A 17,545-nucleotide genomic window follows, 5' to 3' on the forward strand; every position below is an offset into this window, starting at 1 on the left:
TTTTTTCATAGTTATGCCAAGCATAATCAATAGTAAAAAAATTCTGTTGACTTGAGAACTATAAAAAATATGCAAACTGAACAAACACAAAAAATTATGAGCTATTTTATTGAGGAGGCAAAAGACCACCTCAATACTATAGAGCAAGGATTATTAAATTTGCAAGTCACTATAGAAGATCCAGAACTGTTAAATGAATTATTTAGAGCAGCTCATTCTGTTAAAGGTGGAGCTGCTATGTTAGGGATTAATAGTATACGATACATTGCTCATAGATTAGAAGATAGTTTTAAAATTCTGCAAGAAACTTTAGTTGTCAAAGTAGATGATCGATTAGAATCTTTATTCTTGAAGATTTTTGACACTTTGCAAGATTTATTAGAACAACTTTCAGATTTCAGTTTAACAGAAAAAGAAGAAAAAAATATACTAGAAACAATAGAACCAATATTTAGGGATTTAGAAGCACAATTGGATGATATTGTAGGAGAAAGTCGAGGAATATTTGCAGGAAAAATTCTAGAAGTAAGTAGTGGAAAAGACAATTTTTTTCGGGTAGAAGTCCCAGAAAAAATGCAAGAAATGTTAATTTTGTTTAAGCAACATGATGATACAAATACAAGAAATAATTTGAGAGACATAAGTGATTTTTTAGCAGACAAAAGCAAAGAATATAATGTATCATCAAATTGGAGGGAATTAATCGATGTCGTTAAAAAAGCGGTCTGTAATACAGAAAATACATACTATATCTTGGCTCATAATATAATTAAAAATTTGAAACAAGCTCAAGAATTAATTATCGATGATCGAGAGCAAGAAATAGTCATAGATGAAAATTTAAAATCCTTAGCAAAGGATGTCGAAAAAGACAATAAACATTATATAAAAAAAGGTGGAATAGATATGTTCAATCAAACTAAAAGTCAACTAAATCAGAATAATATCAACCAGGAACTAGACATACAAAACAACACAAAAATTAATAATGAAGAGTCTATAGATGACTGGTTCAATAGCTTAGAAAGTACAGATGTAGATAATGGTAATTATAACTTAATAGTAGAGCAAGAAAAAAAAGGTCCAGAAGTAGGAGCCTCAGAACTAAATAGTTTAGCGGATTTATTTGAAGGGGAAACACCAGATCTAGATTCTAGTTGGGAAGAAGAAGAAATACTAGATAGAGGAAAATTAGAAGCAGATAAACAAAAAATATTTAAAATTGATAGTGATGATTCTGGTGACTTGTCTGACTTATTGTTTGATGTTAATGAGGCCGCAAAGCTACCAAAATTTGCGAACAAAAATGAATGGGATTTTGTGACTATAGCAGATCAGGAATTCTCAGATTTGTTTGATGAAACCGGAGAAAATAAACTAGATAAAAATAGTAAGTCTAAAATACAAAATACTAATTTAAAACAAGATAACAGTAATCAAAGAAAATCCACACCGGATTTAGCAGACCTCTTTAGTGACTTAAATAATGAAGACTTATTAGAGGATGTCAACGAATCAGAAATTGACTTGCAGTTACAAATGGGTTTAGAAGCAAATACTTCTGTTGGCAAAATCAACTCTATTCCTCAGAATAAAGAGGAAAGATCCCAGTTAGATGAATTAGATTTGAGTGATTTATTAGCAATTCAAGATGTAGAGCAAGAGATAAAAAGTGAGACAAAAGCAGAAAAATCGCAGCTCAATACAAACACTGCAAATGATTTAACTTCTAGAGGATCGGACTTAGAAGCACTGTTTGAAGATTTAGAAGAAATACCAGTAGAATCAGAAGACTTGACATCTAGTCTGGAGGAACTATTTGAACAACAGGATGAAAACTCTTCAGACTCACAAGATTTAATAAATGTAGAGCAGTTAGACTGGCAAGATTTGACACAAAATGATAATAATGATTTGAGTAGCTTATTAGATGCTGAAAGTCTAGGCTTTACTAATCTATCAGCAGAAAATACAGTTGAAACTAATCAAAAGACTCAAGAAAATCAGGAAACTTCAGCAAATATAGAAGACCTATGGCCTACATTAGAAGAGCCAAAAGATAACAATGAATTTAATCAAGATACAGATGAAACAGTAGATTTAGATAAGTTGCTAGGTGTAGTAAGTGAAAAAACTCCTGTAGAGACAGAAGAAAGTAAACAATTAATAGCTAATAATCAGACAAAAATAGAAAATTATGAATTTGTTGCCTTAGAAGCAATACTCAAAGGTGAAGAATCTGAAAATTACAATGTTTTTGTACAACTAGAAAAACTATTAAATGGTACAGAAATCAACTCTATATCTAAAGTAAATACAATAGTTGCAGACAAAAGTTCTACACAGGAACTATCAGCAAATAGAACGAAGAAGTTACAAGGATCAGAAGATATATTGACTGAGGAAGAAAAATCCGTAGAAAATTCTGATATAGATACCTCTAAATCAAAGAAATCAAAAATAGCTTCTACTACTAACGCTTCTCGCCGAAAATCTCGCCCTCTAGAACAAACAATTAAAGTACCTGCAAAGCAACTAGATAATCTCAGTAACTTGGTAGGTGAACTGGTAGTTAATCGTAATAGTTTAGAACAAGGTCAGGAACGAATGCGTCAGTTCCTAGACAACCTACTCCATCAGGTAATGCTACTTAGTGATGCTGGACAAAGAATGCACGACTTATATGAAAAAACTCTTCTAGAAAGAGCAATTTGGGATAGTCGTCATGGACATCGGTCTAACAAGAATTCTCATATACCAGATACAGAAAATGAAAGTGATACTGGAAAAAGAAAGTTTGATGACTCTCTCGATCTCGATCGAGTAGAAAACTTTACTCCTTTCCACTTATTGGCTCAGGAAACTATTGAATATATTGTTAGAGTACGAGAATCTGCCTCTGATATAGAATTTTTAGTTGATGATGCAGAACAAGTAACTCGTCAACTACGACAAGTGACAACTCAACTACAAGAAGGATTCACAAGGTCGAGGATGATACCTTTTTCTCAAACGGTACAACTGTTACCTCGTGCTGTACGAGATATTTCTATGGAGTGTGGTAAAGAGGTAGAATTACAGGTAGAAGGGAAAGAAACTTTGATTGACAAAATGATTCAAGATAAGCTTTCCGATCCGATGAAACATCTAATGAATAATGCTATAACTCATGGAGTTGAAACACCCCAAGAACGTCTAAGTGCAGGTAAGTCTTCAAAGGGGAAAATCATAATTCGAGCTTTTCACCAAGGGAATCAAACGGTAATTTCGGTTGCAGATGATGGGGCGGGAATTGATCCCGAAAAAGTGAAGAATAAAGCGGTCAAAAAAGGTGTGATTAATCAGAAACAAGCTCAAGGAATGTCTGACCTAGATGTTTATGATTTACTATTTCATCCTGGTTTTAGTACCAAAGATCAAGCGGATAATTTTTCAGGTCGCGGAGTAGGGTTAGATGTGGTGAAGACTAATTTGACTGAGATTCGAGGTACTATTACTATTGATTCGACTATTGGCAAAGGTACAATATTTACCATTCGCTTACCACTAACTTTAAGTATCTCTAAAGCATTGTGTTGTATTAGCGATCGCTCTAGGATTGCTTTCCCTATGGATGGTGTAGAAGATATGGTAAAAGTTGGTCAGAATGATGTAAAAACAGGACAAGATGGGCAAAACTACATAGAATGGCGTGGTGCAAAGTTGCCTTTCCGTCACTTGCGAGAGTTACTGGTTTATAATCGTCATCTCCGCCGAGGTAATGTTTATGGTATAAATGCTGAAGAGGATATGATTTCAATTGTGGTTTTGCGTTCGGCTTCAGTAGGTATATTTTTAGCGGTGCAAGTAGATCAGGTTTTAGAACAACAGGAAATTGTAATTAAACAATTAGAAGGTCCTGTACCTAAACCTGTAGGTATTGCAGGTGCAACTGTTTTAGGGGATGGTAAAATTGTGGCGATCGCAGATGTTATTGAGTTAATTAACTTAGCAACAGGAAGACAACGCCGAGATGAAGGTAATATTTGGTCTTCTGAGAGTCAAGATAATTTATCTTTACCTACAGATCACAAGAGTGAGTCTACAGTATTAATTGTGGATGACTCAATTACAGTGCGTGAGTTATTATCAATGACATTTAGTAAAGCTGGTTATCGAGTTGAACAAGCAAGAGATGGTAAGGATGCTTGGGAAAAACTGCGTGCTGGTTTACCTTGTGATTTGGTGTTCTGTGATATTGAAATGCCTCGGATGGATGGTTTTGAGTTATTATCTCGGATGCAAAAAGATTCTAATTTGAGTGTATTACCTGTAGCAATGTTGACATCTCGCGGTGCAAAAAAACACATGGAAATGGCTTTTGAGTTAGGTGCCAAGGGTTATTTCACTAAACCATATATAGAAGATAAGTTGTTAGAGGGGGCGGTTAGTATACTTGAAGGTAAAACTGTTGGAGATGTTGTTAATGCCTAGTCAAGTTAAAAGTCAAAAGTTAAAAGTTTCAGGTTTATAGAACCTAATTTACTATAAATGCTATGGATCTGTGCTTTTGCCATAGAAGTTATATCATGTCCGGATAATTAGTGATCAAAAAAACTTTCTGATTTTTATACTTTCTTTCTGCTTTCTTCCCTCCTGACTCCTGACTCCTCCCTCATTTATTTATAACTATTCAACCGGACATGATATTAGGAGTCAATAGAAAAAAAGGTAGAAAAATACTTCCATTTTCCCTTACTCCCTATTGCTTTTCAGGAGTGTTACTTGACAAAAACTAACATTATCAGAGATAATGGATGATTGTGTGTCTAAATCCTGCTCGGACCAGGTTCAGGCATATTAAAAGCTGGTAAAGCAAGAAAGGCATTTGCCTATCTCAAGTAACGAAATTACCATTCAAGGTATGAGTTTCACAACCAGCTACCTGTACGGCAACCCCATAACACAGATTAATGAGTTACGCAATTATTGAAACAGGCGGAAAACAACTAAGAGTAGAACCAGGTCGCTTTTATGATATAGACCTTCTACCCGCAGAACAGGGAGAACAAATTTCCCTTGACAATGTGCTTCTAGTTCAACATGATGGTGATGTTCATATTGGTCAACCTCTTGTAGAAGGTGCCCTTGTAGAAGGCACCGTTATGAGACATTTGCGGGGCAAAAAGATTATTGTTTACAAAATGCGACCCAAAAAGAAGACTCGTAAAAAAAGAGGACATCGCCAAGAACTGACTCGCCTAATGATTGATTCTATAAGTATCAATGGCAAAGTATTAGCATCGGAAGAAAAATCTTCAGCAGCAGAACTTCAAACTTCCGCTACAGAATTAACCCCAGTATCAACTGAAACTACAACTGAACCTACAGAAGTTAGTAGTCCTGTAGAAACAGAAACTACAGCAGAAGTTGAAACTACATCTGAAGAAGCTTAAACTTCTTCCACAGAAGTAGCCCCAGTATCAACTGAGACTGTTAGTGAAACTACAACTGAAGAAAAACCAGAAAATCAGGCAGAATAGTTAAAGCAGTCATTATAAATAGTAAAATTTGGAGGAAATTATGGCCCATAAAAAAGGTACTGGTAGTACCCGCAACGGTCGTGACTCTAACGCCCAGAGATTAGGTGTTAAACGCTATGGTGGTCAAGTTGTCAAAGCAGGTAATATTCTTGTCAGGCAACGTGGTAGCAAATTCCATGCAGGCAATAATGTTGGTGTCGGTAGTGACTATACTTTATTTGCTTTAGTTGAAGGTGTCGTAACTTTTGAAAGAAAAGGTAAAAGTCGGAAAAAAGTTAGCGTTTATCCTGTAGCTCAAGAAGCTAATGTTGCGGTAGCTGAAGCTTAAATCATTTTAACTTATAAGAAATGTTTTGCTGCACTAGACTGAAGTAGTCGTTTGGCAATTGTAATTTCTGAAACTTTTGTAGAAACCTTCTATAGAAGGTTTCTACATTATTTTTTGGAGATATCTTTTGATAAAATTGGACTACAATACTTTTTTGTAATACTAAAAGTAATAATTTTTTTTTATACTAATTTTATTAAAAAATATTATACAACTTACATTCCACACTTCAAAATGTAGTATTAAGGGCAAGTAGTCAATAGTCAGTAGGGAATGATTCTAGCTAATTATCCAGCTCCATCTAGTATTTATGGTTAGTATTTGACTCAACAGAAAGGTCAATGAATAGGATCTATGTATAAATACTTACCAGCCTCCTAATGACTCCAATATACTACTTTTAACACTACAACTTGACCTGTGGAATGTGGGATATAAAATCTGTGGAATTAGGTATAAAAAATGTCCGAGAAACTTAAATTGGCAAATTTTTACCCCTTCTCTTCCCTCCTAACTCCTGAGTCCTAAGTCTTAACTAATTATACCAATGCTACAGGATTTGATATTACATATAGACATAGGCATGAAAGAGAAAAGATACAACTCTTTTTGTTTGCAAGACTAGACAACAGCTCCGGAAGACAACAAGTACCAGGAAAGAGATTTTGTAGAAGTTTTTTTAGGGAAAATTAGCAACTTTTCCGGAATTTGTCACAATTTATGTGAAAATTTAATTATTGATACACCCTGATTGATCAAACTCAGCCAGTTTTGGCTGGGTTTTCTTTTTTTTTTGAAAGTTGGCACTAGAGACTAAAATTATATAGCACTACGGATATAAAATCAATTATTCTACAAAAATAATTAATTATTTCTTCTTAATCCCTAGTCCCTCTTTTCTAGAAATGTCTACTAATAACCATAATTGTGACAGGATTAAGAGGATTAAACCGAGTTAAATTAGCTACAGGTATAGAACGAGATAACTGGACCTGCAAAAGACGATAACTCCAAGAGCGATCGCTCCTTCTTCTTTCCTCTATCCAACTTACAGCAGTATGCAAATTTTCCAAAGTTGTGAATGCTAAAACTATTACTCCTCCAGTTAGCATTCTAATCCCACAAACTCCCAGAATATTTCTGAGTTTACCACTATTACCCCCAATAAAAATTCTATGAGGAGGGCGGAGGTGATGTAAAATTTCGGGAGCATTACCGTGAATAGATACTACATTTTTCACCTGAAAGCGACGGCAATTTTCTTCAATTAAACCTGTTCCTGCCGAGGTTTTTTCAATTGCATATACTGTAGAATTACTGCAAAACCGAGCAATTTCAAGTGAAACAGAACCTGTTCCAGCGCCAATATCCCATATTATTTGTCCTGGTTGTAAACTCAATTCAGCTAAAATTAACACCCGCACTTCCCGTTTTGTCATTAACCCTGGGCGGTCATCATAACTTAAAAAATAATTATCTGGTATTCCCAACAGAGGCAAATTAGCTAAATCTACAGGTTGATTAGAGATTCTAGATTGACGTAATAATACCACTAAATTTAATGGTGCGAAGATTTCCTGTCGTAGTGCATCTATAGACCATTTTTGCACTCGTTCATCCTCACTACCAACATTTTCACACACCCACAATTGATATGTAGTTGGTAAATTTAAAGCTACTAGCAAATTAGCGATCGCTTTTGGTGTATTAGTAGGATCTGTTAACACAGCAATTTTATCAACTCCCTGCTGTAATGCTTGAATTAACTCATCCATAGAGCGACCATGAACACTAATTATTTTTGCATCTTGCCAAGGAATTTTAATACGACTAAAAGCTAATTGTACAGAACTCAGATGGGGGTAAAACCTTAATTTTTCTGCTGGAAAATGTGCTACTAATAACCTCCCTAAACCAAAAAATAGGGGATCTCCAGAAGCTAAAACTACTACACAAATATTAGAAGTATCTAAATGCTGCCGTATTTGTACAATTGCCTCAAGTACATCTCCCAATACAATAGTTTCAGCACTATGATTGGGAAAATAACGGAGATGGCGATCGCTTCCTACCAACAAAGTTGCTCTTTCAACTATTTTCCGTACTAACTCATTTAGTCCACTAACTCCATCTAAACCTATGCCAATAACATTTATAGTCACGATAATTTTTAGCTAAAGTCAAAAGTTAGGCATTCAAAATTCAAAACTAAAGTTCAAACCAGTGACTAAGTTTGAGAATTTGAAAATGCCCTAACTGCTATATATAGTTTTGTTTGCTAAAGGCTAATTATATCTCATGGATAAATATTTGCTACAAATCTTTGTTTCCTGTTCTATACAAACACAGCGGGTGTTAAATTCTTTTATTTAATATCAATTGGATAGATAATTATCCCGCTTATTATCTACAAAATGTCTAAATTGGACAATTTGTCAAGTGTATTAAAACTTGTTTTACGAGGACTCAAATTAGAGGATTTTAATTCCGATAATAGAAGTTAAATCTACTCCACTTTTCCAATAGACTCAGAGCTACTGAGGGAATCTTAACTGAATAGTTTTGAAGGGAAAATCAATCTCCACATTTGATTAAACATTGGAATGGGTAAGTTCTCTCAATCATACTTTCCTAACCAATGGGGGTTGTATATATTGATTGTCTAGATTTCAAGAAAGTGCTATAGCCCTTTACCTTGGCATCTAGATTTACTTTTTTATTACAACTAAAACAGCATTTGAGTGAATAACCCACCGAAAATAGAATTATTCGGCGGGTAAAATTATATTCACCAATTCTTCTATGTAACTAATAAGTCAAACATTATTTCTGGCCTGATTTCATTGTAAATCTACTATAGGCCAATCAGATTCTTGATAGTACCGCACCATATCATCAAACTTTCGTAGTTCTCCACGATGTACCAAAATTTCTGGAGTATTTTCCAACCATTGATGATTTAATTCTGAAATGCTATCTGCCAAACCAGCAATATCTAAATCTGATGGAATTTCCCCAAAGTATCCCAAAGTAACATGAGCAGTCAAATGATATTGCTGTTCAATACCTAAAGCAATGAAATTAGGATTTTGATAAATTGACCGCCGTAACTTGAGAACTTGCTCATAAGAACTTTCATCTTTTGGTACTAAACAAACACCAACCGCTCTAGTCATAACTATAATTCCAAAAATTTGCCATTGAATTTTATGGCCATTTCTGGAAATAGATAACTCCTGAAAACTTTCTGCAATGCAGGAACGTAATTTTTCTTCAAATTGAGAATTATTTTGACTAGCATTTATAAAAGCACTTTCCCAGATTAAATCAGCTAAGGTTAAATGAAAACTATCGCTAGGTACAGGAATCATTAAACTCGGACCGAATAGTTCAATTAATTGTTGCTGACATTGTTGTAAATACTGATAAAAATTACTATTTTGTGAGTCTTCTTCCCCAGGTGGAGTAATTACCGAATAACCAGGAAAAGGTGTAGCCTGAAACTGGCCATCCAGCTTAGTAAATTTTGGAGAAGGTTGGATATATTCCAACTGAGACTTGTAACTTTGTAGTAGCGTCATCTGAGCTACTCGGTTAATGTAGTTCTGATATGTATCGTCCAATCTAATTGCCCCTTGTCAAAAAATAGCTTCTTATGCCAATTTACCTCTACTTTGGCGAGGATGAATATTCAATGATGCAAGCTGTTAATGCTTTGCGTGAATCTTTCCTCGATCCTATCTGGGCTAGCTTTAATTATGACAAAATTTCGCCAGCAACAGATGCAGTTCAAACTGGATTAAATCAGGCCATGACTCCACCGTTTGGTTCTGGTAGTCGTTTTGTCTGGCTTGTCGATACTAATATAACTCAGCATTGCTCACAAAATTTGTTGGAGGATTTAGAACGGACTCTACCTCAAATTCCTGAAACAACTGTGCTACTATTGACAGCCTCCAATAAACCTGATAAAAGACTTAAGTCTACAAAATTGATCCAAAAATGGGCTGAAGTTAGAGATTTCTCTCCTATTCCTCCTTGGAAAACAGAATTACTCGAGCAGCAAGTCAAAGAAATGGCTAAGGAAGTAGGAGTTAAACTTACTTCTCCTGGAGTTACTTTTTTAGCAGAAGCTTTAGGTAACGATCGCCGAAAACTGCATAGTGAGTTGACTAAATTGCAACTTTATGATTTTCAAAATACTGTTTTAGATTTAGAAGTAATAGCTACTCTGGTGGGGTCTCAGACTCAAAGTAGTCTAAAGTTGGCCACAGCTATTCGTTCGGGAGATACGGTTAAAGCTTTGGAGTTAGTAGCAGATTTAATTGCCCATAATGAACATCCATTACGAATAGTAGCTACTTTAGTCGGCCAATTTAGAACATGGTTTTGGGTAAAACTAATGATAGAGACAGGAGAAAAAGATGAAAAAGCGATCGCTCAAGCTGCAGAAATAGGTAACCCTAAACGGGTATATTTTTTACGGCAAGAGGTAAAGTCTTTATCATTAAATCACTTACAGAAAACTTTACCTTTATTACTAGAGTTGGAAGTAAGTCTTAAACAAGGAAAGGAGGAAATATCGACCCTACAAACCAAAGTCATAGAACTTTGTCAGCTCTTTTCTCACCAAAGACATCTCTAGAAAAGTTTATTAAACTATAAGGCGCTAGAATTGATAATTGATGGATAATTATACCCACATTTATCAGAGTAAATTATAATATTTGTTCCTGAGGTATTCTCTGACCAAAATTAAATTTATGCAGATGTATGTGTAAGGTAAAAAATAAAAAATCATAGACTGGAAAAGGACTTAAAAATATTTCAGAATTAATATTAATCGTTTAAATTAATTCTAACCTGATTACTAATCCTCGATATTCAATCCGACATCGTAAACATTCACATATTATTGTGCAACATTTCCTAAGTTATGCTATGCCAACAGTTTTTGAAAGTAATAACTACTAATATTAGCTGATGACAAATTTCATTAATAACTTTTAATTCTCCTGGAAAATTAATTCCTCCTTAGCTCTGATAGTGACTTAATAACTTAATAGTTGACGATGGAGTATTTACTCTATTTCAAATCACTATTCTTCAAGATTAATAAAATTAACATTAGTATAATTCTAGATAATTCTAGAATCAGCTCAAGTATTTAATATTTTTTTTTGTTATACTTAGGCAAGTATTTGATATTTTATTAAAACTTGTAGTATAATCATTTTTTTAACCACAGGTATAGACAGATAAGAATCAAATTTTAATCATTCCATCTTGTAAAAAATTGATAATTTCTGCTAATATAAAATCCAGTAGCAGGTTTTTATAATCCTGTACATCCTTGGCGGTTGGGCAACCCTGATTAAAGCGGTTGAATACCTTTCCCCTTGTTTAAATATAGGGTTAAAGTCCCCTTATTATACCAATTCACTTTAAAGATGTCACAAATAGTTTCAAACTTTAAATGTAAAATAATTTGCTGAAATTACTGTATAGTCAAAGTTTTCAGATAAAATATAACTTTTAACTTTTGACTGTTTTGAGTACGTCTTAAATTCTCAGGTTTCCTGAGAATTAAGCACTCTATGAATTTCTTCCGTGGAACGGTATTAGGTAGAGGCTTAAAACCTAATTTTTTGAAAAATCAACAATCTACCGCTAAGATGGTGAAGATTTTCACCTTTGTCGGTAATACCATTTCTTAATTAAACGGCACTTAATAAAATATAATTGAAGGGATTAAGTTTGGTTGATTTATCGCCATTAAATATTTATGCTAAGTACCTGATTAAATCCATTTATCAGCGTTGAAACTGCACTTAAATATTCAGTAGCTATCTGCGCCCAAAAAATCAGCTTTAATAAGCAATTACTAAGGGCATTGTTACACAGAAATGGTATAAGAATATCAAAATTGATTATAGTAATTAAGTAAATTAACTGTTCGCCCTCCAGCCCAAAGGAGCGCTAGTCATGACATCAAACAATCTGCGGGAACTTGCTAAACAAGGAGATCCAAAAGTTATCTCCTCAATTATCAATCATTCACTACAAAAAAAAGGGATCAATGTCCAAGTAACTAAGGACAATGATTCTCTTGAAGTTACCCTGGAATCGGATCAAATTTCTAATCAACAAGCCTCTCTTGTTGAATTTATCCGAACTGGAATTGTGAAATTGGGAGTTGAATCGATCAACACTGTCAAGGTGTATGGTGTTCAGACTGGAGATGATACACCAGTCTGGGAAGAAGAATTTTTTTTAGGTACGCCACCAACACCTGATACATTTGAACTTGAGGAAGAATCTGAACCAGAAGATTTTGCAGAAACTGTAGATGACTTCGATCAAGAATTGGAAACTGTATACGAAACAGAAACAGATGAAGATTACGACGAAGGAGAATACGACGAGGAAGGAGAATATGAAGATGATGATGAAGATGATGATGAACTATCACAAGAACCTAAGTCTCAAAAAAAGAAGATTCCTCTAATTCCGGCAATATTGCTCGGAGTTATCTTGGTAGCAGTAGCTGCACTTGCTGCATTGCACTTTAGTGGAATGTTTCCACTCTTCAGTCAGTCAAAGTCAGAAAACAGTGAGAGTAATAAGACCAGTTCATCTACACCAGAAACTTCTCCTAGTGATTCTCAGACTTCAGGATCTCCAAAAACAGAAACCACAGCTGCCGACTCAAACCCTTGGTATTTTGCTGTTAAGAGTGCCCAAAGTGCAGCCCAAAAAGCTAAGACTGCTACGACAAAATCTGAATGGAATGCAGTAGCTAGTGACTGGGAAAAAGCTGTCGATCTAATGAAAAAAGTTCCAGAGTCTAACCCAAATTATCAAACGGCACAAACAAAAGTCCTTGAATATCAAAATAATCTAGATATCGCAAAGCAAAGGGCAGATAAAGCTCCTAATTAGGAATCAGCAAAAATATGAAACTTTTTGTACCAGGTCGCCTTTGTTTATTTGGAGAACATAGTGACTGGGCAGCAGGGTATCGTCTTATGACCCCCCAAATAGAGAAAGGTTATACGATTGTAGTAGGAATTAATCAAGGAATTTATGCAGATGTAAAACCCCATCCCACTGATTTAATTGTCAGGACAACTTTGAATCATAACAGTCTGATGCAGTCATTTCAGTTGCTTATGGACAAAAAAAAATTATTAGAAGAAGCTAGTAAGGGAGGGGTTTTTAGTTATATAGCTGGAGTTGGATATCAAGTTATCAAGAATTATCCAGTAGGTGGTTTAGAAATCAATAATTATTTCACAGATTTACCAATTAAAAAAGGTCTATCATCAAGTGCGGCTATTTGTGTATTGGTGGCTAGAGCTTTTAACCTATTGTATGATTTAAAACTAAATACTCGAGAGGAAATGGAGTTGGCTTATCAGGGAGAAGTTACTACCCCTTCTCGTTGTGGCAGGATGGACCAAGCTTGTGCTTATGGCAAGCAACCAATTATGATGATATTTGATGGAGAAAAAACGGATATTATCGAACTTAATCTACCAAAAAAAGATTTATTTTTTGTGATTGTTGACTTGGGTGCTAGCAAAGATACTCAAGAAATATTGACTAGATTAAATAAATGTTATAGAGAAGAACTTAATGAAATAAACAAGAATGTACAACATTATTTTGGAGTTATTAATGCTGACATTACTCAACAAGCAGCATTAGCTTTGCAACAAGGGGATGCAGAAAAAATAGGTAACTTGATGGTCAAAGCACAAATCGAATTTGATAGATATATTATACCAGCTTGTCCTGCACAATTAAAATCTCCAGTGCTACACTCATTACTAAATTATCGACCTCTCCAGGAATATATTTGGGGTGGTAAAGGAGTAGGGTCTCAAGGAGATGGAACAGCTCAATTTATTGCTAAAGATGCAGCTAGTCAAGAGCAGTTAATTAAAATAATTAAGGATGATTTTCCTAGAATGCAATGTTTGAAATTAGTAGTTCAAGGTTGTTTGTCTAACTAAAGATTAAATCTGGAACACTGCTAAGTGTTAACATCCTGTCGCTTATAGCAAAATTATTAGTACGGTATTAGTATCCATACCTCTAGTAGTTATACCACTTTGAAAAAAGAATGCTACGAAAAGGTAGCTCTTGATCGGATGTGCTGAAAAATCGCTGCTCCAATTCATTTTAGATAGTTATATCTATCGTTTTCCCTTTTTTTTTGAATGTTTATCCCTTCTTGCTTCTTGCTTCTTCCTTCTTCCTTATTTCTACCATTTGTAGCAAACATTTATAAAATTGGTATTACATTTATAGGAATTATGCCAAATAAGGTATTTCTATCATTACGTTTTTGGCTGTCACCGAAATATTTACGCAGCATTCCGCACCGAAAAGCACCAGTTTTATGTTAACAAAAGACAGTTTTTGCGAAGCATATCGTCAGGCATAGTAATCTCAAGGCAATACTTTCGTGCTAAATACCTAAACCCCAATTCAGTTAAAATTTAAGCCTTCTTTTGATGGTGTAAATAGTTGTTTTTTCTTGTTTCCCTTCTGTATCGCAGATGAGCTGTTGGCTATTCCCTTTTTTTTGATTGATTGTACAGACAATCTCTTAGGAATTGGTATCTTCCACAACTCACTATCAATAATATAATTATTGATAGTCCAATCTCCCAGGAACATTCAGCACCAGGAAAAAATTAGCCAAATGCTATTGATAATTTGAGAGAAAGTTGCTACAATAAACAAATTTTAAACTCCTGCATAGATAAATTACTCAATGCAGACGAAAATAATTCCAACTAATTTTATTATGAATTCAATAGCAAGTTGAAAATAGGTAAAAAAATACCTGTATTTTTGCGCCAGAATTGATATGAATACTTATATGTATGAGTTAGAAGATAAATAAAAATTTATATTTTTTCTGTTAATTTTTATCTCAAAGCCAGAAACAAATGGGGAGAATCTGGAAATTTTGACAAGATTGATAAATTAAGTAGGTAATGATTTTTAAGGTAAAATTAGCCTCTAAATCTCAATCAATTAAATTTCCCTGACTCTCCATTCCACTTACTCTTCTATTTGCGCTCCATTACCATTAGTATCACTAGCTTTTTCATCATCTACTTGTTTCAAATGAATATGTTTGTATCCTAGCTTGATTTCAAATTCATCTCCTGGTTTTAAACCCATAGTTTCAGTATAAGTAGCTCCTATGACGATCTGGCCATTTCTATGAACACTAACTCGATAAGTTGGTTCTCTACCGCGACCATCTTTCGTACCATTAGCATCTAAAGGAACTCCTTTTGCTGCTAAAAGTGCATCATAAAAATCTGTGAGATTAACACGAGTGTCATCACTTTTTGTTTTTGTGAAATATCCACACTGTTTAGCAGTTTCCCTTCGTGGTAAGTGAGAAAGTTCTTTTACCTTTTGAAGCAAATTCTTTCCCGTTAGTGGAACTTTCGCATTTTCAACCATAGTTCTTAATAATTGTCCTTACTCTATTAATACTATACTAAATCAATTTTAGTGAAAATAGTTAGACTTATTAATAATATATACTGAAATTTATCAATTGTGCAAAAAAAATTTTACTCAAGGATTATATGGTATAAGGCCATGAATATTTAACTAGATAATCTTGATTTCCCTAATGTACAACTTACCCCTCTAGTTAAGCTGAAATTATTTCATAATTTAGAATAGTTCTTACTTTATAAGGATTGTTCTTATGTAAATTTTTTTGAGGCGGGTGGAGGAAAGAAAAATGTTACAGGTATAGGGTAAATTATCTGGTAAATTATTTTAATTTACCAGATAATCAGGTCTCAAGCTTCCCCTTTTAAGGGAATAAAAAAATAAAATTCAGTATTTCAACCCTCCTACTTCAGTAGGAAGTAATATTAACTGATAATTAAAATGACCCACTAGGTTTTTCGAGTTTTAATCTACTATTATAGGCATCCCTAATTTTTTCCCAAGAACTAGGACATAAGCCTGAATAGTAATTTAAAGTTTTTGCTTAAATTGCATTATTAATAACAGTTTTCCGCAGTAATGATTGGTTAATCATGATATTACTCAAGCAAATTGCTGGATTCTGCTACTGACTGTCTTGATTCACTCCTTCCTATCTGTCTGATTTTTCCGGCCTCGCAACTTTAGTAAGACAGAAAGGGAGTTCTCAAAACAAAATAAGTATTTTGGCCAGTACATATTATCGGAGCTAATTATTAGAATAGTTCTATCAAATTCATTTACAGTTGGAATAGGGAGTGGGGAGTAGAACAGTGGAAGATAATTTTGGATTGTGCCTACTCACTGTAGTCTATTTATGTGAAAAGCGCTTTTTTTTAGGAAAGAAAAAATTCGCGAGTCTCTCTCACGAATTAATTAATATAGTTATCTAAAAGAGATTCCAAATAATACCCTAGTACCGCTACGCGGAAGTCATAATTCAGAATTATGAATTCTGAAGTTTTGATTGATAAGGCTTTGAGTACGTTGTCACTGGTCACTTATTTCCGTCATCCTGCACTAGGTTTAATGGTAGTTTTGGATATTTGAAATAATTGAGCATTAATCTAAGCTTGCTAATCACAACAACCAAACTCAACTATTGGAGCCATCTAGTAATGTCTTTGACGTGGTAAGTTAGAATAAGATCTGTACCAGCACGTTTAAAACTTGTCATAGTTTTCATAACTACCTTTTGCTCATCAATCCAGCCATTTAATGCAGCAGCTTTAATCATCGAATATTCTCCCGATACATTGTAAGCTGCTACTGGCAAATTTGTAGCTTCCTTCACTCGCCAAATAATATCCATGTAGGCTAAAGCAGGCTTTATCATCAGCATATCGGCATCTTCAACAATATCTAGCTGAATTTATTTTAGAGCTTCTGTGACGTTTGCTGGGTCTATTTGATAGGTTCTGCGATCGCTAAACTGAGGAGCAGAGTCAGCAGAATCTCGAAAAAGTCCATAATATGAGGAAGCATACTTAGCAGCATAGGATAAAATTGGAATATTTTCAAACCCTGGCTGGTCTAAACCTGACCTAATTGCTTGCACAAAGCCATCCATCATACCAGATGGGGCAATTACATCAGCACCTGCTTGAACTTGAGAAACAGCTGTTTTCTTCAGCAATTCCAAGGTAGGATCGTTTAACACACGATCTGTTAAGTCTCCGACTTTTAAATAACCACAGTGACCATGAGCGGTATACTCAGACAGACAAGTATCTACAATAACTAATAAATCTGGTAATGCTTCTTTAACAGCAGTTGTAGTTTTTTGGACAATACCAAACAAAATAATTGCAGGAATTCCCAAATCATAGACTTCCTTAGCTTCCTCAACAATTTTGTCTACTGACAACTGATAGACTCCTGGCATTGACTTGACTTCATTAGCTACAGTTTCTTCTGGTACAGCAGACAGAGGATAGATTAGAGATTTACCGAATAATTAAGGTATAAAGCCTCTCTTTTAAAGGAGAAACAAGCGGTCGAGAGATGGCGAGGTTTCCCGCTCTTGCAGAGCCGCTCCGCTTTTCATGTCGGCTCAAGCGCCGAAACGCCATCTCCAATCGACCAAGAGAAGAAAAAATTTTCCCTACTGCGTCAATCCTCTTCCTTTTAGGGAGAGGTAATTATCAATTATTCATTATCAATT

Annotated in this window: 9 protein-coding genes and 1 pseudogene; 6 read left to right on the forward strand and 4 right to left on the reverse strand. The window is 34.6% G+C overall.

Annotated features, from left to right (window positions below):
* The first annotated feature begins 69 nt into the window (after positions 1 to 69).
* From ACP6PL_RS18490 to rpmA, 3 genes are all read left to right on the forward strand, one after another.
* Positions 70 to 4,473, forward strand: a complete 4,404-nt coding sequence (locus tag ACP6PL_RS18490) for a response regulator (RefSeq protein ID WP_426546742.1) — start codon at positions 70 to 72, stop codon at positions 4,471 to 4,473.
* Between the two features lie 479 nt (positions 4,474 to 4,952).
* On the forward strand, positions 4,953 to 5,435 hold the full coding sequence (gene rplU / locus ACP6PL_RS18495) for a 50S ribosomal protein L21 (RefSeq protein WP_426546743.1): 483 nt from the start codon (positions 4,953 to 4,955) through the stop codon (positions 5,433 to 5,435).
* A 127-nt stretch (positions 5,436 to 5,562) separates the two neighbouring features.
* Positions 5,563 to 5,850 (forward strand): 50S ribosomal protein L27, encoded by a 288-nt coding sequence (rpmA, locus tag ACP6PL_RS18500; RefSeq protein WP_293107849.1) that lies wholly within the window; start codon positions 5,563 to 5,565, stop codon positions 5,848 to 5,850.
* A gap of 899 nt (positions 5,851 to 6,749) precedes the next feature.
* Here the strand turns inward: rpmA and cbiE are convergent.
* A complete protein-coding gene (gene cbiE, locus ACP6PL_RS18505; protein WP_426546744.1) occupies positions 6,750 to 8,012 on the reverse strand; it encodes a precorrin-6y C5,15-methyltransferase (decarboxylating) subunit CbiE in 1,263 nt (420 codons plus the stop codon).
* A 678-nt stretch (positions 8,013 to 8,690) separates the two neighbouring features.
* On the reverse strand, positions 8,691 to 9,473 hold the full coding sequence (locus tag ACP6PL_RS18510) for a DUF1868 domain-containing protein (protein ID WP_426546745.1): 783 nt from the start codon (positions 9,471 to 9,473) through the stop codon (positions 8,691 to 8,693).
* A 32-nt stretch (positions 9,474 to 9,505) separates the two neighbouring features.
* Here ACP6PL_RS18510 and holA point away from each other — a divergent pair, with 32 nt between their 5' ends.
* The 3 genes from holA to ACP6PL_RS18525 all read left to right on the forward strand — a co-directional run bounded on the left by holA (position 9,506) and on the right by ACP6PL_RS18525 (position 13,868).
* Positions 9,506 to 10,495, forward strand: a complete 990-nt coding sequence (gene holA / locus ACP6PL_RS18515; RefSeq protein WP_426546746.1) for a DNA polymerase III subunit delta — start codon at positions 9,506 to 9,508, stop codon at positions 10,493 to 10,495.
* Positions 10,496 to 11,835: 1,340 nt separating this feature from the next.
* The gene (locus tag ACP6PL_RS18520) at positions 11,836 to 12,792 is read left to right on the forward strand and encodes a hypothetical protein (RefSeq protein ID WP_426546747.1); all 957 of its coding nucleotides are present in this window, start codon (positions 11,836 to 11,838) and stop codon (positions 12,790 to 12,792) included.
* Positions 12,793 to 12,806: 14 nt separating this feature from the next.
* On the forward strand, positions 12,807 to 13,868 hold the full coding sequence (locus ACP6PL_RS18525; RefSeq protein WP_426546748.1) for a mevalonate kinase family protein: 1,062 nt from the start codon (positions 12,807 to 12,809) through the stop codon (positions 13,866 to 13,868).
* Positions 13,869 to 14,928: 1,060 nt separating this feature from the next.
* Here ACP6PL_RS18525 and ACP6PL_RS18530 read toward each other — a convergent pair.
* A complete protein-coding gene (locus ACP6PL_RS18530) occupies positions 14,929 to 15,342 on the reverse strand; it encodes an AbrB family transcriptional regulator (RefSeq protein ID WP_426546749.1) in 414 nt (137 codons plus the stop codon).
* Positions 15,343 to 16,480: 1,138 nt separating this feature from the next.
* A pseudogene (gene hemB / locus ACP6PL_RS18535) lies at positions 16,481 to 17,320 on the reverse strand (porphobilinogen synthase).
* Positions 17,321 to 17,545: the final 225 nt, after the last annotated feature.

It is taken from the genome of Dapis purpurea BLCC-M126 (genome assembly GCF_050015975.1).
GTDB lineage: Bacteria > Cyanobacteriota > Cyanobacteriia > Cyanobacteriales > Microcoleaceae > Trichodesmium.